Origin of the sequence: Kitasatospora sp. NPDC058115 (assembly GCF_042884635.1) — a bacterium.
In the GTDB taxonomy this organism is placed as follows: domain Bacteria; phylum Actinomycetota; class Actinomycetes; order Streptomycetales; family Streptomycetaceae; genus Kitasatospora.
Genome location: NZ_JBHVTL010000036.1, coordinates 32,355 through 54,796 on the forward strand (window position 1 = coordinate 32,355; position 22,442 = coordinate 54,796).

General features: G+C 77.5%; 1 protein-coding gene. It reads left to right on the plus strand.

What is annotated here, in order from left to right:
• Positions 1–12: 12 nt before the first annotated feature.
• On the plus strand, positions 13–22,389 hold the full coding sequence (locus ACFVVL_RS30995) for an SDR family NAD(P)-dependent oxidoreductase (RefSeq protein WP_387681039.1): 22,377 nt from the start codon (positions 13–15) through the stop codon (positions 22,387–22,389).
• Positions 22,390–22,442 lie beyond the last annotated feature (53 nt).

A 22,442-nucleotide genomic window follows, 5' to 3' on the forward strand; every position in this document is an offset into this window, starting at 1 on the left:
GTCGGAGTAGACGTGGCCGAGTCGGAAGAGAAGCTGCGGTCCTACCTCAAGCGGGCCGTCGCCGACGCGCGGGACGCGCACCGGCGGGTCCGGGAGCTGGAGGAGCGGGGCCGCGAGCCGATCGCGATCGTGGGCATGGCCTGTCGCTTCCCGGGCGGGCTGTCGACGCCGGAGCAGCTGTGGGAGTTCGTGGCGGGCGGCGGCGACGCGATCGGCGCCTTCCCGACCGACCGGGGCTGGGACCTGGAGGCCCTGTACGACCCCGACCCCGACGCCCCCGGCACGGCGTACGTCCGCGAGGGCGGGTTCCTGCACGATGCGGCCGACTTCGACGCCGGCTTCTTCGGGATCTCGCCGCGCGAGGCGCTGGCGATGGACCCGCAGCAGCGCCTGCTGCTGGAGATCTCCTGGGAGGCGGTGGAGCGGGCCGGCATCGACCCGGGCACCCTGCGCGGCAGCCGCACCGGCGTGTACACCGGGATCAACTGGCTCGACTACACCACCGTGCTCGCCCGGACGGCGAAGGGGCGGGACGGCACGCTGGGCATGGCGAACGCCGCCAGTCTGCTCGCCGGCCGGGTGTCCTACGTCCTCGGCCTGGAGGGGCCGGCGGTCACGGTGGACACGGCGTGCTCCTCGGCGCTGGTCGCACTGCACCTGGCGGTCGGCGCGCTGCGCGCGGGGGAGTGCGACCTCGCGCTCGCCGGCGGCGCCACCGTGATGTGCACCCCGGAGACCTTCGTCAACTTCAGCCGGCAACGGGGCCTCGCCCCGGACGGCCGCTGCAAGCCGTTCTCGGCGGCGGCCGACGGCTTCGGCCCCGCGGACGGGGCGGGCCTGCTGGTGGTCGAGCGCCTGTCGGACGCGGTGCGCCACGGGCACCCCGTCCTCGCGGTGGTGCGCGGCAGTGCGGTGAACCAGGACGGCGCGTCCAACGGGCTGACGGCGCCGAACGGCCCGTCGCAGGAGCGGGTGATCCGGGCGGCCCTGGACGCCGCCGGCCTGGCCGCGCGCGACGTGGACACGGTGGAGGCGCACGGCACCGGCACCCCGCTGGGTGACCCGATCGAGGCGCAGGCGCTGCTGGCGACCTACGGGCGGGGCCGTCCCGAGGACCGGCCGCTGTGGCTCGGTTCGGTGAAGTCGAACATCGGGCACACCCAGGCCGCGGCGGGCGTGGCGGGTGTGATCAGGACGGTCATGGCGCTGCGGCACCAGGAGTTGCCGCGCACCCTGCACATCGACGCGCCCTCGCCGGACATCGACTGGGCGACCGGCAACGTCCGGCTCCTGACCGAGCCGGTGGCCTGGCCGCGCTCGGAGCGCCCGCGCCGCGCCGCCGTCTCGTCGTTCGGCGCGAGCGGCACCAATGCGCACGTGGTGCTGGAGGAGGCGCCGGAGGCGGAGCTTCCGGCGGCGGCCGAGGGGGCCGAGGCGGCCGAGCCGGTCGACGGGGTCGTGCCGTGGGTGGTGTCGGCCCGGTCGGGTGCGGCCCTGCGTGCGCAGGCCGAGCGGCTGCGGGAGTGGGCGGTGGCGCATCCCGGGGTCGACCCGGTGGACGTGGGCCGGTCGCTGGTGACGGGCCGGGCGGTGTTCGAGCACCGGGCTGTGGTGTCCGGGCGGACGGTGGCGGAGTTGGTGGATCGGCTGGGTGAGGTGGCCGGGGGTGAGTCGGTTGCTGTGTCGGGTTCGGGTGCGGTGTTCGTGTTCCCGGGTCAGGGGTCGCAGTGGGCGGGGATGGCGGCTGAACTCCTTGATTCTTCACCGGTGTTCGCCGGGGCGATCGGGGAGTGTGCGGGGGTGATGGATCCGCTGACGGACTGGTCGTTGCTGGAGGTACTGGGCGACGGCTTGGGCGCTCTGCTGGAGCGGGTGGACGTCGTCCAGCCTGCGCTGTTCGCGGTGATGGTGGGGTTGGCGCGTTGGTGGGAGTCGTGCGGGATACGGCCTGCCGCTGTGATTGGCCATTCGCAGGGTGAGATTGCTGCGGCGCATGTGGCGGGGCTGCTGTCCCTGGAGGACGCGGTTCGTGTGGTGGTGCGGCGTTCGCAGGCGCTGCGTGGGGTGACGGGTGGCGGGATGCTGTCCGTTGGTGTCGGCGCCGATCGTGCGGTCGAACTGGTCGCTGACGATGAGCGGTTGTCGCTGGCGGCGGTGAACGGTCCGTCGAGCGTGGTCCTCTCGGGCGATGTCGAGGCACTGGCCGCCGTGGTGGAGCGGTGTGAGCGTGAGGAGGTGCGGGCGCGCTGGATTCCTGTCGACTACGCCTCGCATTCGGCGTACATGGACGCGGTCCGTGACGAGGTCGTCGAATTGTCGTCGTCGGTGAGCCCGTTGGCGGGCCGGGTGGCGATGTACTCGACCGTGACCGGTGAAGTGGTGGACGAACCGGAGCGGTTGGCGGGTTCGTACTGGTTCGACAACCTGCGCGGAACCGTCCGCCTCGACGCGGCGGTGCGCGCGGCCGTCGCCGCCGGGCACACCACGTTCGTGGAGTGCAGCCCGCACCCCGGACTGGTGGTCCCGGTCGCGGACCAGCTGGAAGACGTCCCGGGCGCGGTGGTGCTGGAGACGCTGCGCCGCCACGAGGGTGGTCCCGACCGTCTGGTGACGGCGTTGTCGGCCGCCTTCGTCGCGGGCCTGCCCGTCGACTGGACGACCGTGCTCCCCGCCGGTCGGCACGTCGACCTGCCGACCTACGCCTTCCAGCACCGCCGCTACTGGGCCGAACCCGACGCCACGGACGTGGTCGGCGCCGGCTGGGGCCAGTCGGCGGTGGCGCACCCGGTGCTGGGCGCCGCCGTCGAGCTGGCCGACGGCTCCGGGACGGTCCTGACCGGCCGCTTCTCCACCGCCACCCACCCGTGGCTCGCCGACCACGCCGTGCTCGGCACGGTCATCGTCCCTGGCACGGCCTTCCTCGAACTCGCCCTGCGCGCAGGGGCCGAGGCGGGTGTCCCGGTGGTGGACGAGCTCACCCTGCACACCCCGCTCGTGCTCTCCGACACCGGGGACGTACGGATCCAGGTCACCGTCGAGGACCCGGACGAGAACGGCGCCCGCGCGGTCGGCATCCACTCCCGGCCCGAGAGCGCGCCCGCCGACCGGCCCTGGACCCGGCACGCCACCGGCCTGCTCACCGCCGCCGCCGAGGGCCCCGACGGCCCCGTCGGCCCGGGCGAAGCCCCGGCCGACGACGCGGCGCCCGAGCAGTGGCCGCCGCCCGGATCCGTACCGGTCGACGCCGACGACCTCTACGAGCGCGCGGCGGCGGCAGGCTTCGACTACGGCCCGCTGTTCCAGGGCCTGCGACAGGTCTGGCGGCGCGGCACCGAGCTGTTCGCCGAGGTCGAACTCCCCGACGAGGGCGGTGCCGACGCCGACCGCTTCGCGCTGCACCCGGCCCTGCTCGACGCCGCGATGCACCCGATGCTGGTCCGCGGCGAGGCGGACGCGCCGCTCCGGGCCGGCCTTCCGTTCTCCTGGACGGCCGTCCGGCTGGACATCCGCCACAGCCGCGCCCTGCGCGTGCGGCTGGCGGCGGGTGCGGCCGGCGGGATCTCGCTGAGCGCCCACGACGAGGACGGCCGGGCGGTCGTCTCCATCGGCTCGGTGGTCGTCCGGCCCGTCTCCGCCGAACTGCTGCGGACCGCCGACACGCCGCTGCGTGACTCGCTCTTCGAACTCCACTGGAAGGAAAGGGAGTTCCCGGCCGGACCGGTGTCCGGCCGGACCGTCGACCTGGACGACGCCCCCGCCCTCCTCGGCGACTCCGAGGAGCGCCTCCCGGAGACCGTGCTCGTGCGCATCCCCTCCGCCGACGATCCGGAACCGGCGCGGGCGCACGAGCTCACCGCGCGCGTCCTCGGCCTCCTGGGCCGCTGGCTGGCCGATCCCCGGACCGCCGACACCCGCCTCGTCCTGCTGACCACCGGCGCGGTCGCGGTCGGCGCGGGCGAGCAGGCCACCGACCTCGCCTCGGCCGCCGTCTGGGGCCTGGTCCGCTCCGCGCAGGCCGAGCACCCCGGGCGCTTCGTCCTGGTCGACGCCGACGGCGGCACCCCCGAGGCGGCCGTGCTCGCGCAGGCCGCCTCGGGCGAGAGCCAGCTCGCGCTGCGCGGCGGCACCGGGTTCGTCCCCGGCCTGGTCCGGGCCGCCGCCCGCCCCGAGGACACCGGTTTCGCACCCGCGCCCGAGGGCACCGTCCTGATCACCGGCGGCACCGGCACCCTCGGCGCCCTGCTGGCCCGCCACCTGGTCGCCGAGCGCGGCGTGCGCCACCTGCTGCTGCTCGGCCGGCGCGGCACCGACGCCCCCGGCGCGGGCGCTCTGGCCGCCGAACTCGCCGGGCTCGGCGCCGAGGTGAGCATCGAGGCCTGTGACGCGGCCGACCGTGAGGCCCTCGCCCGGGTGCTCGCCGCGATCCCCGCCGAGCACCCGCTCACCGCTGTCGTCCACGCGGCCGGGGTGCTCGACGACGGGGTGATCCAGGCCATGACCCCCGAGCGGTTGGCCGCCGTGCTGCGCCCCAAGGCCGACGCCGCATGGAACCTGCACCTGGCCACCCGCGACCTCGACCTCGACGCCTTCGTCCTGTTCTCCTCGGCCGCCGGCCTGATCGGCAACCCCGGGCAGAGCAACTACGCGGCGGCCAACGCCTACCTCGACGCCCTCGCCCGCCACCGCCGCGCCCACGGCCTGCCCGCGACCTCGCTCGCCTGGGGCTGGTGGGCCGACGGCAGCGCGATGACCGCGGGGCTCGGCACGGCCGACCGCCGACGCATGACGAGCCTCGGCGTCCTGCCGCTCTCCGCCGAGCAGGGCTGCGCGCTCCTGGAAGCGGCGGTCAACCGCGCCGAGCCCGTCCTCATGCCGGTCCGGATGGACCTCGCCGTGCTCCGCCGCGCCGACGGCGACGCGGTGCCCGCGCTGTTGCGCGACCTCGCCCGGGTGCCCGGCCGTCGTGGCGCCGCCGGCGGAAGGACGCGGTCGGGCGCGCTGACGGCCCGGCTGGCCGGTCTGCCGGAGGCCGAGCGCCGGCAACTGCTGGTGCGGACCGTGTGCGCCCACGCCGCCGCCGTGCTCGGACACGGCGACGAGGACGGCATCGAGGAGGGACGGGCGTTCCGTGAGCTGGGCTTCGACTCGCTCACCGGGCTCGAACTGCGCAACCGGCTGAGCGGCGCCGTCGGCCTGCGCCTGCCCGCGACACTGGTCTTCGACTACCCGAACCCGAGGCTGCTGGCCGGCCGCCTGGCCGACCTGCTCACCGCCGGCCCGGCCCCGTCGGGCCCGGCCGCCGGGCCCGTGCCGGTGGCGCCGGACGAGCCGATCGCCATCGTCGGCATGGGCTGCCGGCTGCCGGGCGGTGTGACCTCCCCGCAGGAGTTGTGGGACCTCGTCGCCGGGGGCGTCGACGCGCTCACCGACTTCCCCGCCGACCGGGGCTGGGACATCGACCGGATCTTCGACCTCGACCCCTCGCGCCCGGGCAGCACCTATGTGCGGACCGGCGGGTTCGTGGACGACGCGGCCGAGTTCGACGCCGCCTTCTTCGGGATCTCGCCGCGCGAGGCGCTGGCGATGGACCCGCAGCAGCGCCTGCTGCTGGAGGCCTCCTGGGCGACCATCGAGTACGCGGGCATCGACCCGGAGTCGCTGCGCGGCAGCCGCACCGGCGTGTTCGCGGGCGCGATCTACTACGACTACGCGACCCGCCTGAACCGCGTGCCGGACGAGCTGGAGGGCTACCTCGGCAACGGCAACGTCGGGAGCGTAGCCTCGGGCCGCGTCGCCTACGCCCTCGGGCTGGAGGGCCCGGCGGTGACCGTCGACACGGCCTGCTCGTCCTCGCTCGTCTCGCTGCACCTGGCCTGCCAGGCGCTGCGCGCCGGCGAGTGCGACCTCGCGCTGGCCGGCGGCGTGACCGTGATGTCGACGCCCGCCGTCTTCGTCGACTTCGCGCGTCAGCGCGGTCTGGCGGCGGACGGGCGGTGCAAGCCGTTCGCGGCGGCGGCGGACGGGACCGGCTGGGGCGAGGGCGTGGGCCTGCTGCTGGTCGAGCGGCTGTCGGACGCGGTGCGCAACGGGCACCGGGTGCTGGCGGTGGTGCGGGGCAGTGCGGTGAACCAGGACGGTGCGTCCAACGGGCTGACGGCGCCGAACGGGCCGTCGCAGGAGCGGGTGATCCGGGCGGCGCTGGCGAGTGGTGGGCTGGCGGCGGCGGATGTGGACGTGGTGGAGGCGCACGGGACGGGGACGACGCTGGGTGACCCGATCGAGGCGCAGGCGTTGCTGGCGACGTACGGGCAGGACCGGCCGGCCGAACAGCCGTTGTGGCTGGGGTCGGTGAAGTCCAACATCGGGCACACCCAGGCGGCGGCGGGTGTGGCGGGTGTGATCAAGATGGTGATGGCGATGCGGCACGGGGTGGTGCCGAAGTCGCTGCATGTGGATGCGCCGTCGCCGCATGTGGACTGGTCGTCGGGTGCGGTGGAGCTGCTGGCGGAGTCGGTGGAGTGGCCGGAGAGCGGTCGGCCGCGCCGGGCCGGGGTCTCCTCGTTCGGGATCAGCGGCACCAACGCCCACGTGATCCTCGAACAGGCCCCGGCGGCGGTCGGCGAGGACACCCTTGCCGAGCAGGACGCGCCCGCCGCGTGGGTGGTCTCCGCGCGCACCGCGACCGGCCTGCGGGCCCAGGCCGCCCGGCTGCGCGACTGGGCCGCCGAGCACCCCCAGGCCCGGATCGCCGAGGTGGCGGCCGTGCTGGCCTCGGGGCGCACGGCCATGGCGCACCGGGCGGTGGTCCTCGGCGGGGACCGCACGGAACTGACGGCCGGCCTGGCCGCGTTGGCGGCCGGCGAGCCCGTACCCGCCGGCGTGGTGACCGGCACCGTGGAGCGCGGCGCGGCACGGACCGCGCTGGTGTTCACGGGTCAGGGGGTGCGGTGTGCGGGTGTGGGGCGTGAGTTGTATGCGGCGTTCCCGGTGTTCGCGGCGGCGGTGGACGAGGTGTGCGGGGCGTTCGAGGGGGTGGTGCCGTTCTCGGTGCGGGAGGTGTTGTTGGGGGAGCCGGGGGAGGGCGCGGAGGGTACGGGTGTGGTGCAGCCGGTGTTGTTCGCGTTCGAGGTGGCGTTGTACCGGTTGTGGCGTTCGTGGGTTGCGGCGCCGGAGGTGGTGCTGGGGCATTCGCTGGGTGGGATTGTGGCGGCGTATGTGGCGGGGGTGTTCTCGTTGGAGGGTGCGGTCGCTCTGGTGGCGGCGCGGGCCCGGTTGATGGGTGAACTGCCGTCGGGCGGGGCGATGCTGGCGGTGGGCGCGAGCGAGGGTGAGGTCGCGGCCCTGTTGGGTGAGGGCCGTGCGGGGATCGCGGCGGTGAACGGTCCGGCGTCGGTGGTGGTCTCGGGCGAGGCCGACGCCGTCGACAAGGTGCGGGTGCTGTGTGGGGAGCGGGGGTGGCGCTCCTCGCGGCTGGTGGTGTCGCATGCGTTCCATTCGGTGCTGATGGAGCCGGTGCTGGCGAAGCTGCGGGAGGTGGTGGCGGGCATCACCTTGTCGGAGCCGTCGATCCTGTTCGCCTCGGATGTGACGGGCCGGGTGGCGACGGCGGGGGAGGTGGGTGATCCGGAGTACTGGGTGCGGCAGGTGTGCGAGCCGGTGCGGTTCGCGGACGCGGTGGCTGCGGCCCGGGCCGAGGGGGCCTCGGTGTTCGTGGAGCTGGGCCCCGAAGCAGCGCTGACGCCGATGGTCGCGGAGTGCACGGCCGGGACCGACACCGCGACCGTCCCCGCCCAGCACCGGGACCGGGACCGGATCGAGACCCTCCGGACGGCGCTGGCCCGGCTGTTCGTCCGCGGCGGAGCGGTCGACTGGACGGCGGTGAGCGGCGTCGACGCGGCCACCGCCCGCCGCCGCACCGGCGAGCTGCCGACGTACGCGTTCGAGCGGCAGCGCTTCTGGCTGGACGCCGGTACCGGCGCGGGCGACGCCGTCGGCCTGGGGCAGAGCGCGGTGGACCACCCGCTGCTGGGCGCGGTGGTCGGCCTCGCGGACGGCGACGGCGTGCTGTTCACCGGGCGCCTCTCGCTCGACACCCACCCGTGGCTCGCCGACCACGCGGTGCTCGACACCGTGCTGGTGCCCGGGGCGGCCTTCCTGGAACTCGCGCTGCACGCCGGCGCCCGGCTCGGCTGCGCGCACGTGGACGAACTGACGCTGGTGGCGCCGCTGGCCGTGCCGAAGGCCGAGGGGGTGCAGGTGCAGGTCACCGTCGGCGTGCCCGACGCGTCCGGCCTGCGGCCGGTCACCGTACACGCGCGCCCCGAGCGGACCGAAGGACCCGCCGGACCGGAGGGCGCCTGGACGCTGCACGCCACCGGTGCGCTGACGCCCGGCCGGGGCTCCGCGGACGCCCAGGGCACCCCGGAGCAGCAGGCGCTCGCCGTCTGGCCGCCGGCCGGCGCGGACCCGGTCGAGGTGGACGAGCTGTACGCCGACGCCGCCGACGCCGGGGTGCGGTACGGCCCGGCCTTCCACGGGCTGCGGGCGGCCTGGCAGCGCGGCCCCGAGCTGTTCGCCGAGATCGTCCTCCCCGAGGAGGCGGCCGGTGGCCGGTTCGGGCTGCACCCGGCCCTGATCGACGCGGCGCTGCATCCGCTCGGGCTGACCCCGGCGGCAACCGAGGCGGCGGCCGGGGCGGCCGACGAGCTCGGCACCCGGGTGAGGCTGCCGTTCTCCTGGCGCGGCGTTCGGCTGCACGCGGGCGGCGTCCGGGCCCTGCGGGTGCGCCTGCTGCCGCTGGACGCCGACCGGATCGCCGTCGCGGCGGTGGACGAGGACGGCCGGGCCGTCCTCTCCGTCGAGACCCTGACGGTGCGCGCGCTCTCCCGGGACCAGCTCCCGACGGCAGCCGCGCCCGCCGCCGAGCACCTCTTCGACCTGGACTGGGTCCGGGCTCCGGCCGTGGAACCGCCCACGGGCTGGGCGATCGTGGGCGGCGGGGACGACCCGGAGCCGGCCGCGTTCGCGGCCCGGTTCGCCGCTCCCCGGTACCCGGACCTCGCCGCACTGGCCGCGGCGGTCGCCGACGGCGCGCCGCTGCCCGACGCCGTCCTGCTCGCCACCCGGCCCGGTCAGGACCGGGCCGCGGGGCCGGAGGCCGTCGGGGCGGCCGTGCAGGAGGCGCTCGCCGTCGCGCAGGCCTGGCTCGCGGAGGAGCGGTTCGCCGCCGCGCGCCTGGTGGTCACGACCCGCGGCGCGCTCGCCGTGGACGGCGCCGAGGTGCCGGACCCGGCCGCCGCCGCGGTGTGGGGCCTGGTCCGGGCCGCCCGCTCGGAGCACCCCGACCGCTTCGCGCTCCTCGACCTGGAGACGGCCACCGACCCCGCCGGCACCCGACCCGCCGGCACCGACACCAACACGGACACCGACGCCCGGCTCGACGCGCTCGCCGCGGCCGGCGCCCTGCCCGAGGCCGCGCTGCGCGGTGCGGCCCTGCTGGTGCCCCGGCTGCGCCGGGCGCCGGCCCTCCCGGCCGTGCCCACCCCGCCGGAGCTCGCCGACGGCGGCACCGTGCTGGTCACCGGGGGCACCGGAGCCCTGGGCGCCCTGGTGGCCCGGCACCTCGTCGCGGCGCACGGCGTGCGACACCTGCTGCTGGTGTCCCGGCGCGGCGCCGACGCCCCCGGAGCACCGGAGCTGCGGGCCGAGCTCGCCGCGGCCGGTGCGCAGGCCACCTTCGCGGCCTGCGACGTCGCCGACCGCGCCGCGCTGGCGGGGGTCCTCGCGGCCGTCCCGGCCGAGCACCCGCTCGCCGCGGTGGTCCACCTGGCGGCCGTGGTCGACGACGGCCTGCTCCCGGCGCTGACCGCCGAGCGGGTGGCGCGCGTCCTGCGGCCCAAGGCCGTCGCGGCGCTGCACCTGCACGAGCTGACGGCCGGGCTGGACCTGCGGGCGTTCGTGCTCTTCTCCTCGGCCGCCGGCCTCACCGGCAACCCGGGCCAGGCCGCCTACTCCGCCGCCAACCTGGTGCTCGACGCGCTCGCGCAGCGCCGCCGCGCCCTCGGCCTGCCCGCCGTCTCGCTGCAGTGGGGCCTGTGGGAGCAGGACAGCGCGCTCACCGCGGGTCTCGGCGCGACCGACCGGCAGCGGATGGCCCGCTTCGGCGTCGAGCCGCTGGACGCCGGCCTCGGCCTCGCCCTGTTCGACGCGGCGCTGGCCCGCCCGGAGGCCGTCCTGGCGCCGGTCCGGCTGGATCCGGGCCGCCTCGGCGGGGACGACCTGCCGCCCGTCCTGGCCGGGCTGGCCGCTCGCCGGCCCGGGACGGCGCGCCCGGCCCCGGACACCGGACGCGCGCTGGTCCGCCGGCTGGCCGCCGCCCCGGCGGCCGAGCAGGAACGGCACCTGGTCGACCTGGTGCGCACCCACGCCGCCGCCGTCCTCGGCCACCCGGACGCCGGGGCGATCCACCCGGACCGGGCGTTCAGCGAACTGGGCCTCGACTCGCTCGCCGCGCTCGAACTGCGCAACCGGCTGAACGGCGCGGTCGGCGTGCGCCTGCCCGCCACCGTGCTGTTCGACCACCCGTCCGCGGGCGCCCTCGGCCGCCACCTGCGCGCCGAACTGCTCGACGGGCCGCGCCGGGGCCGCGCCGCCGCCCCGGTGGGCAGGGCGGCATCTCCCGGCGACCGGGCCGGGGACGAGCCGATCGCGATCGTCGCCGCCGGCTGCCGCTACCCCGGCGGGGTGGCGAGCCCGGAGGACCTCTGGCGGCTGGTCCACGAGGGCACCGACGCCATCTCGGCCTTCCCCGACAACCGCGGCTGGGACGTCGAGAACCTGTTCCACCCCGACCCCGACCACCCCGGCACCTCCTACGTCCGCGAGGGCGGGTTCCTGTACGACGCCGACCGCTTCGACCCCGGGTTCTTCGGGATCAGCCCGCGCGAGGCCCTCGCCATGGACCCGCAGCAGCGCCTGCTGCTGGAGGCGTCCTGGGAGGCGATCGAGCGGGCCTCCATCGACCCGCGCTCGCTGCGCGGCAGCCGCACCGGGGTCTTCGCCGGCCTGATGTACGCCGACTACGCGTCGCGGCTGGCGGCCGTCCCCGAGGGCGTGGACGGCTACCTAGGCAACGGCAGCGCGGGCAGCATCGCCTCCGGCCGGGTGGCCTACACCCTGGGCCTGGAGGGCCCGGCCGTGACGGTCGACACCGCCTGCTCCTCCTCGCTGGTCGCGCTGCACCTGGCCTGCCAGGCGCTGCGCCGGGGCGAGTGCGACCTCGCGCTGGCCGGCGGGGTGACGGTGATGTCCAGCCCGTCGACCTTCGTCGAGTTCTCCCGCCAGCGGGGTCTGGCCCCGGACGGGCGCTGCAAGTCCTTCGCGGCCGGCGCCGACGGCACGGCCTGGTCGGAGGGCGTGGGCCTGCTGCTGGTCGAACGGCTCTCCGACGCGCGGCGCAACGGCCATCCCGTCCTCGCGGTGGTCCGGGGCAGCGCGGTCAACCAGGACGGCGCGAGCAACGGCCTCTCCGCGCCCAACGGCCTCGCCCAGGAGCGGGTGATCCGCGACGCGCTCGCCCAGGCCGGCCTCACCCCGGCCGAGGTCGACGCGGTCGAGGCGCACGGCACCGGCACGGCCCTCGGCGACCCGATCGAGGCGCACGCGCTGCTGGCCACCTACGGTCAGGACCGGCCGGCCGAACGGCCGTTGCGCCTCGGCTCGGTGAAGTCCAACCTCGGCCACACCCAGGCCGCCGCCGGCGTGGCCGGCGTGATCAAGATGATCATGGCGATGCGGCACGGCGAACTGCCCGCCACCGTGCACGTGGACGCGCCCACCCCGCACGTCGACTGGGCGTCCGGCGCCGTCTCGCTGCTCACCGAGCCGGCGCCCTGGCCGCAGGACGGCCGGCCCCGCCGGGCCGGGGTGTCCTCCTTCGGCGTCAGCGGCACCAACGCGCACGTGATCCTGGAACAGGGCGACCCGGTCGGGGAGGCCGCGGCGCCGCTCCCCGGTCCGGAGCCGGAGCCGTCCGCGCTGGTCTGGCCGCTGTCCGGCGCGACCCCGGCCGCCCTGCGCGACCAGGCCGCCCGGCTCCGCGCCCACTTGGCGCAGCGCCCCGCCGCCAGGCCCGCCGACACCGCCCACGCACTCGCCACCACCCGCGCCGCGCTCGACCACCGCGCCGCGCTCGTCGCCGCCGAACCGGACGAACTCCTCGCCGCGCTCGACGCGTTGAGCACCGGCGCGGCGCACCCCGGGCTGGTCACCGGCGCCGCCGGGCAGCCCGGCCGGACGGTCTTCGTCTTCGGCGGTCAGGGCTCCCAGTGGGAGGGCATGGGCGCCCGGCTGCTGGCCGAGTCCGCGGTGTTCGCGGAGCACATCCGCGCCTGCGACGCCGCCCTCGCCCCGCACACCGACTGGTCGCTGCTCGACGTGCTGCGCCGGCGCCCCGGCGCCGCCTCGCTGGACCGCGTCGACGTCGTCCAGCCCGCGCTGTTCGCCGTCATGGTGTCCGTCGCCGCGGTGTGGCGCTCGCTCGGCGTCGAACCGGCCGCCGTCGTCGGCCACTCGCAGGGCGAGATCGCCGCCGCCCAGGTGGCCGGCGCGCTGACCCTGGAGGAGGCCGCCCGGATCGTCGCGCTGCGCAGCCGGGCCCTGCGCGCCATCGCGGGCGGCGGCGGCATGATGTCGCTGGCCGCGTCCGCCGGACAGGCCGAGGAGCTGATCGCCGGCCTGCCCGGGCGGATCGGCATCGCGGCCGTCAACGGACCGGGCGCGGTGGTCGTCTCCGGGGACGCCGCCGCCCTGGACGAGCTGCACGAGCGGTGCGAGGCCCGCGGCCTGCGCAGCCGCCGGCTGCCGGTCGACTACGCCGCACACTCCGCCGCCGTCGAGCGCGTCCGCGACGAACTCCTCACCGGCATCGGCGACATCGCCCCGCGGCCGACCCCGGCGGTGACGTTCTACTCGACCGTCACCGGCGAGCCGCTCGACGGCGCCGCCCTGGACGCCGGGTACTGGTATCGCAACCTGCGCGAGACCGTCGCCTTCGAGCGGGCCACCCGTGCGCTGCTGCGCGACGGCTGCACCACGCTGGTCGAGACCAGCCCGCACCCGGTGATGGCCCCGGCCGTCGAGCAGACCGCCCAGGAGTCCGGGACGGACGCGCTGGTCGTCGGTTCGCTCCAGCGCGACGCGGACACCCTGGCGCGCCTGCTGACCGCGGCGGCCGGCCTGTCCGTGCGCGGGGTGCCCGTCGACTGGGCGGCGCTGCACGCCCACCGCACGCCGCCGCGCACCGACCTGCCCACCTACGCCTTCCAGCGCGAGCGCTACTGGCTGGAGCCCGCCCCGGCGGCCGCCGACGCCGAAGGGCTCGGCCTGCGCTCCACCGACCACCCGCTGCTCGGCGCCGCCCTCGTCCAGGCCGGGGACGACCGGCACCTGCTCACCGGCCGGATCTCGCTGCCCACCCATCCCTGGCTCGCCGACCACGCCGTCCTCGGCACGGTGCTGCTCCCCGGCACGGCACTCGTCGAACTCGCCCTGCGGGCAGGGCAGTCGGCCGACTGCACGGTGATCGAGGAGCTCACCCTGGAGGCGCCGCTGACCCTGCGCGAGCGCGGGGCCGTCCAGCTCCAGGTCCACCTCGACGCCCCGGACGAGGACGGGCGCCGCGCGCTCACCGTGCACGCGCGCCCCGACACCACCGAGCCGGGCCCGTGGACCCGGCACGCCGCCGGCGTCCTCGCACCGGCCCGGCCCGGCGGGGAACCCGCCGCCGACGACGCGGCCTGGCCGCCGCCCGGCGCCGAACCGCTGGACACCGACGGCCTCTACGAGCGCCTGGCCGCCGCCGGCTACCAGTACGGCCCGCTGTTCCGTGCGGTGCGCGCCGCCTGGCGGCACGGCGACGACCTGCTGGCCGAGGTCGCCCTGCCCGGGGACGACCACGACGCCGGGCGGTTCGCGCTCCATCCCGCGCTGCTCGACGCCGCCCTGCACACCGCCGGGGCGCTCGACGGCGCGCCGGACGAGGGCCGGGGCGTCGGCCTCCCGTTCGCCTGGGCGGGCGTGCGGCTGTACGCGGTCGGCGCCCGCACCCTGCGGGTGCGGCTCGGCCGCACCGGCCCGGACGCCGTCACCCTCGCGCTGACCGACCCGGCCGGCGCCCCCGTCGCCACCGTCGACTCGCTGCTCTCCCGGCCGCTCACCGCGGACGGCCTCGCTCCCGCCCCGGCCGGCGCCGCGCAGGACCTCCACCCCGTCGCCTGGCCGCCGCTGACCCTGCCCGGGTCCGCCCCGCTCGGCAGCTGGGCCCTGGCCGGGGCCGACGAACTCGGGGCGGAGACGGCCCTGCGCGCGGCCGGTGCCACCGTCACCGCACTTGCCGACCCGGCCGCGCCCGACCCGGACGCCCCGCTGCCCGACGCCGTCGCGCTCACCTGCGCCACCGACGGCGGCCCGCAGGCCGTCCGCACCGCCACCCGGCGGGTGCTGGCGTTCCTGCAGTCCTGGCTCGCCGCCGAACGGTTCGCCGCCACCCCGCTGGTGGTGCTCACCCGCGGCGCCGTGCCCGGCCCGTACGGGGAGGCGGTCGACGACCTCGGCGCGGCCGCGGTCTGGGGCCTGGTGCGCTCCGCCCAGACCGAGCACCCCGGCCGGATCGTGCTGGTCGACCTCGACCGGCACCCCGACTCGTACGCCGCCCTCGGCGCGGCCCTGGCCTGCGGCGAACCCCAGCTCGCCCTGCGCTCCGGCACCGCGGCCGCGCCCCGGCTCGCCCGGAGCGTCCCGGCGGAGCGCCTGGCGGTGCCCGCCGGCACCGACGCCTGGCGCCTCGACCTGACCGGCACCGGAACCATCGACGGCCTGGCCCTGCTGCCCCACGAGGACGGCGTCCGCCCGCTCGCCCCCGGCGAGGTCCGGGTCGCGCTGCGCGCCGCGGGCCTCAACTTCCGCGACGTCGTGGTCGCCCTCGGCATGGTCGCCGACACCCGCCCGCCCGGCGGCGAGGGCGCCGGCGTGGTGGTCGAGGTCGGCACCGAGGTCCACGACCTCACCCCCGGCGACCGCGTCATGGGCCTGTTCTCCGGCGGCACCGGCCCGCTCGCGGTGACCGACCGCCGCCTGCTCGCGCCCGTCCCGGCCGGCTGGACGTACCCGCAGGCGGCGAGCGTGCCGGTGGTGTACCTCACGGCCTACTACGGCCTGGTCGACCTCGGCCGGGTGCAGCCGTGCGAGTCGCTGCTCCTGCACGCCGCGAGCGGCGGCGTCGGCATGGCCGCCCTGCAACTCGCCCGGCACTGGGACCTGGAGGTCCACGGCACCGCCTCGCCCGCCAAGTGGCCGGTGCTGCGCGCCCTCGGGCTGGACGACGACCACCTCGCCTCCTCCCGCGACCTCGGCTTCGAGGAACGGTTCCGCACCGCCCGCGACGGGCGGGGCTTCGACCTCGTGCTCAACTCGCTCGCCCAGGACTACGTCGACGCCTCGCTGCGCCTGCTCGGCCCCGGCGGCCGGTTCCTGGAGATGGGCAAGACCGACATCCGCGACCGCGCCGCGGTGACCGCCGCCCACCCCGGCACCGACTACCACGCGTTCGACCTCATGGACGCGGGCGCCGACCGCATCCAGGAGATCCTGACCGAACTCGGCGCCCTGTTCGCCGACGGCACGCTCGCCCCGCTGCCGGTCACCACCTGGGACGTCCGCGACGCCGTCGCCGCCTTCCGCCACCTGGGCCAGGCCCGGCACACCGGCAAGATCGTGCTGACCCTGCCGCCCACCGTCACCGGCGCCGCCGACCCCGGCGGCACCGTCCTGATCACCGGCGGCACCGGCACCCTCGGCGCCCTGCTCGCCCGCCACCTGGTCACCGGACACGGTGCCCGGCACCTGCTGCTCACCAGCCGCCGCGGCCCGGCCGCCGACGGCGCCGCCGAACTCGCCGCCGACCTCACCGCCCTCGGCGCCGAGGTGCGGATCGAGGCCTGTGACGCCGCCGACCGGGAGGCGCTGGCCGCCCTGCTCGCCACCGTCGACCCCGGGCACCCGCTCACCGCGGTGGTGCACGCGGCGGGCGCCATCGACGACGCCGCCGTGCACGCGCTCACCCCCGAACAGCTCGACCGCGTGCTGCGCCCCAAGACCGACGCCGCCCGGAACCTGCACGAGCTGACGCTCGGCCTGGACCTCGCCGAGTTCGTGCTCTTCTCCTCGATGGCGGGCACCTTCGGCGGCGCCGGACAGGCCAACTACGCGGCCGCCAACGCCTACCTGGACGCGCTCGCCCAGCACCGGCGCTCCCGGGGCCTGGCCGCCACCTCGCTGGCCTGGGGCCTGTGGGCGCAGGCCAGCGGGATGACCGGCCACCTCGACCGGTCCGACCTCGACCGCATCGCCCGCACCGGCGTCGCGGCCCTGGAGACCGGCCACGCGCTCGCGCTGTACGACGCCGCGCGCGCCGCCGACCACCCGGCCGCGGTGCTCGCCCACCTGGACCTCGCCGCGCTGCGCGCGGCCGACGGCGTCCCCGCCCTGCTGCGCGACCTCGTCCGCTCCCGGCCCCGGCGGGCCGCCGCCGGCCCCGACCCGGACACGGCCGCGTTCGCGCAGCGCCTCGCCCGGCTGCCCGAGGACCGGCGCCGGCAGACCCTCACCACCCTGGTCCGCCAGGAGACCGCGGCCGTCCTCGGCCACGCCGGCGCCGAGACGATCGAGCGCGGACGCCCGTTCAAGGCGCTCGGCTTCGACTCGCTCACCGCCGTCGAACTGCGCAACCGGCTCACCGCCGCGACCGGCCTGCGGCTGCCCGTCACCCTGGTCTTCGACCACCCGACGCCCGAGGCGCTCGCCGAGCACATCGGCGCCGAACTCCTCGGCGCCCCCGAGCCCGCCGCGCCCGCCCCGCCCGCGCCGCGCACCCCCGACGCCGCCGACGACCCGGTGGTGATCGTCGGCCTGGGCTGCCGCTACCCCGGCGGCGTCTCCGACGAGCACGACCTGTGGCGGATGCTCGCCGAGGGCGCCGACGCCATCGCACCGTTCCCGCGCGACCGGGGCTGGAACCTCGACACCCTCTTCGACCCCGACCCCGACCGCCCCGGCAAGTCCTACGTGCACGAGGGCGGCTTCATCGACGACGCCGTCGCCTTCGACGCCGAGTTCTTCGGCATCTCGCCGCGCGAGGCCGCCGCGATGGACCCCCAGCAGCGCGTCCTGCTGGAGACCGCGTGGGAGACCTTCGAACACGCCGGCATCGACCCCACCTCGCTGCGCGGCTCCGCCACCGGCGTGTTCGTCGGCGCGATGGCGCAGGACTACCACACCGCCTCGGGCGCGGTCGCCGAGGGCCAGGAGGGCTACCTGCTCACCGGCACCGCCACCAGCGTCATCAGCGGCCGGGTCTCCTACGTGCTCGGCCTCGAAGGCCCGGCCGTCACCGTCGACACCGCCTGCTCCTCCTCGCTGGTCGCCCTGCACCTCGCGGCCGCCGCGCTGCGCTCCGGGGAGTGCGACCTCGCGCTCGCCGGCGGCGTGGCGGTGCTCACCTCGCCGCACGCCTTCGTCGAGTTCAGCCGCCAGCGCGGACTGGCGCCGGACGGCCGCTGCAAGCCGTTCGCGGCGGCGGCCGACGGCACCGGCTGGGGCGAGGGCGCCGGCCTCGTGCTCGTCGAGCGGCTCTCCGACGCCCGGCGCCGCGGCCACCACGTCCTCGCCGTCGTGCGCGGCTCCGCGACCAACCAGGACGGCGCCTCCAACGGGCTCACCGCGCCCAACGGGCCCTCCCAGCAGCGGGTCATCCGCCAGGCGCTCGGCAACGCCGGGCTCACCCCGGCCGACGTCGACGCGGTCGAGGCGCACGGCACCGGCACCCGGCTCGGCGACCCGATCGAGGCGCAGGCCCTGCTCGCCGTGTACGGCCGCGAGCACACCGCCGAACGGCCGCTGTGGCTGGGCTCGATCAAGTCCAACATCGGCCACACCCAGTCCGCCGCCGGCATCGCGGGCGTGCTCAAGATGGTGCTCGCGCTGCGCCACGGCGAACTGCCGCGCACCCTGCACGCCGACGAACCGACCCCGCACGTCGACTGGGCCTCCGGCCACGTCGCGCTGGCCACCGAGCACCGGGCCTGGCCGCAGACCGGCCGCCCGCGCCGCGCGGCCGTCTCCTCCTTCGGCGTCAGCGGCACCAACGCGCACATCATCCTCGAACAGGCACCCGACGAGCAGCCGCGGCCCGAGCGCGCCGCGCACCCCGCCCCGCAGGCGCCGGGCGTGGCCGGCGTGGTGCCGTGGCCGCTGTCCGCCCGCACCGGCGAGGCGCTGCGCGCCCAGGCCGCCCGGCTGCGGGACTGGTTCCTGCGCCACCCGGAGGCCGAACCCGCCGACGTCGCCTGGTCGCTGGCCACCGGCCGGGCCGCCTTCGACCACCGGGCGGTGGCCCGCGGTCGCGACACCGCCGATCTGCTCGCCTCGCTGGGGGAGGTGGCCGACGGGGCGGTGGAGGCCCCGGGCGTCCTGGTCTCCGGTCCGGGACCGGTCTTCGTCTTCCCCGGCCAGGGCTCCCAGTGGCTCGGCATGGCGGCCGAACTCATGGACGTCAGCCCGGTGTTCGCCCAGGCGGTGGCCGAGTGCGCGGAGGCCGTCGACCCGCTGGTCACCGGCTGGTCGCTGCTCGACGTGCTGCGCGGCACCGACGAGCACACCGAGCGGATGCTCGCCCGGGTCGAGGTGCTGCACCCCGTCCTGTTCGCCGTGATGGTCGGCCTCGCCCGCTGGTGGGAGTCCTGCGGGGTGCGCCCGGCCGCCGTGATTGGCCACTCCCAGGGCGAGGCCGCCGCCGCGTACGTGGCCGGCCGGCTCTCGCTGGCGGACGCCGCCCGGGTCGCGGTGATGCGGGTGCGGGCCGTGCAGACGGTCGACGCCTGCCACGGCGGCCTGCTCGCGGTGGCCATGACCCCGGACCGGGCCCGCGCCGAGATCGACGCGACCGGCGCCGCCGGCCTGGTGTCGCTCGGTGCCGTCAACAGCCCGACCGGCGTGGTGCTCTCCGGCGACGAGGACGCCCTGGCCGTGATCGCCGCGCGCTGCGAGACGGCCGGGACCCGCGCCCGCTGGGTGCCCGCCGCCTACGCCTCGCACTCCGCGCAGATGGACCCCACCCGCGAGGAGATCACCCGCCTGCTCGCGGACCTGCGCCCGCAGCCGGGCCGCGTCCCGATGTACTCCACCGTCACCGGCGCGCTGCTCGACGACACGACCCCGCTGGACGCCGCCTACTGGTTCGAGAACATGCGCCGCACCGTCCTGTTCGCGCGGGCGATCGAGGCCGCCGCCGTCGACGGCCACGACGCCTTCGTCGAGTGCAGCCCGCACCCCGGCCTGCTGGTGCCGGTCGGGGACACCCTCGACGGGCTCGGCGTCCCCGCGGCGGTGCTGGGCACCCTGCGCCGGGGCGACGGCGGCGCGGACCGGCTGGTCACCGCGCTGTCCGACGCCCACGCCCGAGGGCTGGACGTCGACTGGCCGGGGCTGCTCGCCCACGCCGGCGTGACACGGGTCGACCTGCCCGGCTACCCCTTCCGGCGCCGCCGCCACTGGATCGAGCCCACCGCCGCCACCGGTTCCGCCGGCGCCGGCTGGGGGCAGTCCGCCGTCGAGCACCCCGTGCTCGGCGCCGGCGTCGACCTCGCCGACGGCTCCGGGACGGTCTTCACCGGCAGGCTCTCCACCACCGCGCACCCCTGGCTGGCCGACCACCTCGCACTCGGCTCCGCCGCCGTGCCCGGCAGCCTCCTCGTCGACCTCGCGCTGCGGGCCGGCCACGAGAGCGGCTGCCCGGTGCTGGAGGAACTCACCGTCCACACCCCGCTGGTGCTGCCCGCGGCCGCCGGGGTCCGGGTCCAGGTCGCCCTGGAGGTGCCGGACGGCACCGGCGCCCGCGGCGTGAGCGTGCACTCGCGGCCCGAGGACGCGCCCGCCGACGCCCCCTGGACCCGCCACGCCACCGGCACGCTGGCCCCCGGCGGCCACCGCCCGGCCGCCCGCCCCGAGCCGTGGCCGCCGATCGGCGCGACCCCGCTCCCCGTGGCGGACGCCTACGAGCGGCTCACCCGCACCGGCCTGCGGCTCGGCCCCGCCTTCGCCGGGATGCGGGCCGCCTGGCGCCGCGGCGAGGACCTGTTCGCCGAGACCGCCCACACCGGCGGCGAGGCGCAGACCGCCCGCCACGACCTGCACCCGGCCCTGCTGGAGGCGGCCCTGCTCGGCCTCGCCCCCGGCGAGCCCGAGGCCGACGGCCTGGTGCGCCTGCCGTCCGCCTGGCACGGCGTCACCGCCGTGCCCGGCACCCGCCCGGCCGTCCGGCTCACGCTGCGCGCCACCGGCCCGGACACCCTGGCCGTGCACCTCGCCGACGAGCACGGGCAGTCCGTCGGCGCGATCGAGTCCGTCCGGCTGCGCTCCTGGTCGGCCGCCGACCTGCGCGCGGCGGGCCGCGAGCGCCCGGCGCTCGCCCGGCTGGAGTGGACGGCGCCGGAGCAGCCGCTCGCCGGGGCGCCCGGCGGGGCCTGGGCCCTGATCGGCGCCGCCGGCCCGCTCGCCCGCGAGCTCGCGGCCGGCGCCCACCCCGACTGGACGGCGCTCGGCGCCGCGGTGGCGGCCGGGCTGCCGGTGCCGGCGCGGATCGCCCTGCTGCCGGACGCCCCGGCGGACGGGGAGCCGCTGCCGCGGGCCGTCCGCGAGCGGATCCGCACCGTGCTCGCGGTGCTGCGCGCGCACGAGGCGGACCGGCGCTTCGAGGGCACCCGCCTGGTCCTGGTCACCCGGGGCGCGGTGCTCGCCGAACCCGGCGACCGCGTCGCCGACCCGGCCGCCGCCGCCCTGTGGGGGCTGCTGCGCTCGACCGGCCGCGAGCGGGTCGTCCTCGCCGACCTGGACGCCCACGAGGCCTCCGCACAGGCCCTGGCGGCGGCCGTGGACGCGGGCCTGACCGAGTTCGCCGTCCGGGCCGGGCAGGTCCTCGTGCCGGTGCTCGGCCGGGCGCCCGCCGTCGCCGAGCAGCAGCCGGCCCTCCCGGCGGACGGCACCGTCCTGGTGACCGGCGTCACCGGCCGCCCCGGCGTCGCCACCGCCCGCCACCTGGTGGCCGTCCACGGCGTGCGCCGGCTGCTGCTCGCCGGCCCCGGCGCCACGGCACCGGAGACCGCCGCCCTGGCCGAGGAGCTGACCGCGCTCGGCGCCGCCGTCGAACTCGCCGACTGCGACGCCGCCGACCGGGAGGCCCTGGCCGCGCTGCTGGCCGCCGTGCCGGCCGAGCACCCGCTGCGCGCCGTGGTGCACGCGGCCGAAGCCCCGCGCACCGACGGCGGTGACGGCGACGCCGGCACGGACGTCGGGGCCGGGCTGCGCCCGGTCGTCGACGGGGCCTGGCACCTGCACGAACTGACGGAGGGCCTGGACCTCGCCGCCTTCGTCCTGCACGGCTCCTGGGCCGGCCAGGCGGGCGATCGGGACCGGGCCTGGGAGGCCGCCGGTGCGGCCTTCCTCGACGCCCTGGCCCAGCACCGGCGCGCCCGGGGGCTGCCCGGCCTCGCGCTCGCCTGGGGGCCGTGGGCGGCCCCGGACGCCGACGCCGACGCCGACGCCGACGCCGAGGAGCGGACCCGCCCGGACGGGCTGGTGGCCCTCGACGAGCGCGAGGCCCTGGCGCTGCTCGACGAGGCGCTCGGCCGCCCGGAGGCCGCGCTCACCCCGCTCGCCGTCGACACCGCCGCCGTGCGGCGCGGCGACCCGGGCGTGACACCCCTGCTCGCCGGCCTGGTGACCGACCGCCGGCGCGGCCCGTCGGCCGGCCCGGCCGAGACCGGCCCCGCCGTCGCCGCCCGCCTGCTCGACCTGCCCGAGGAGGAGCAGGAGCAGGCCTTCGTCGACCTGGTCCGGACCGGCGCCGCCGCCGTGCTCGGCCACGCCGACCCCGAGGAGATCGACCCCGGGACGGCCTTCAAGGACCTCGGCTTCGACTCGCTCACCGCGCTCGCGGTGCGCAACCGGCTGCGGGCCGCGACCGGCCTGGCCCTGCCGGCCACGCTGGTCTTCAGCCACCCGAACCCGGCCGCCCTCGGCCGCCACCTGCGGACCCTGCTGCGCCGCGAGCACACCGTCTCCTGGGAGTCCGTGCTCGGCGAGATCGACCGGGTCGAGGCGATGCTCGCCCTGCTGGACGGACAGGACCGGGCCAGGGCGGCGCAGCGCCTGCGGGAACTCGCCGGGGACGGCCCGCAGGACCCGGCGGAGCCGCAGGCCCCCGTCGTGCACGAGGCATTCGGTTCGGCCACCGACGAGGAGATGTTCGACTTCATCGACCGCGGCACCGATCGCTGACCACCCATCACGGGGCTGGGGCATCCCCGTCCCTCGCGGACACTCACGGAGCG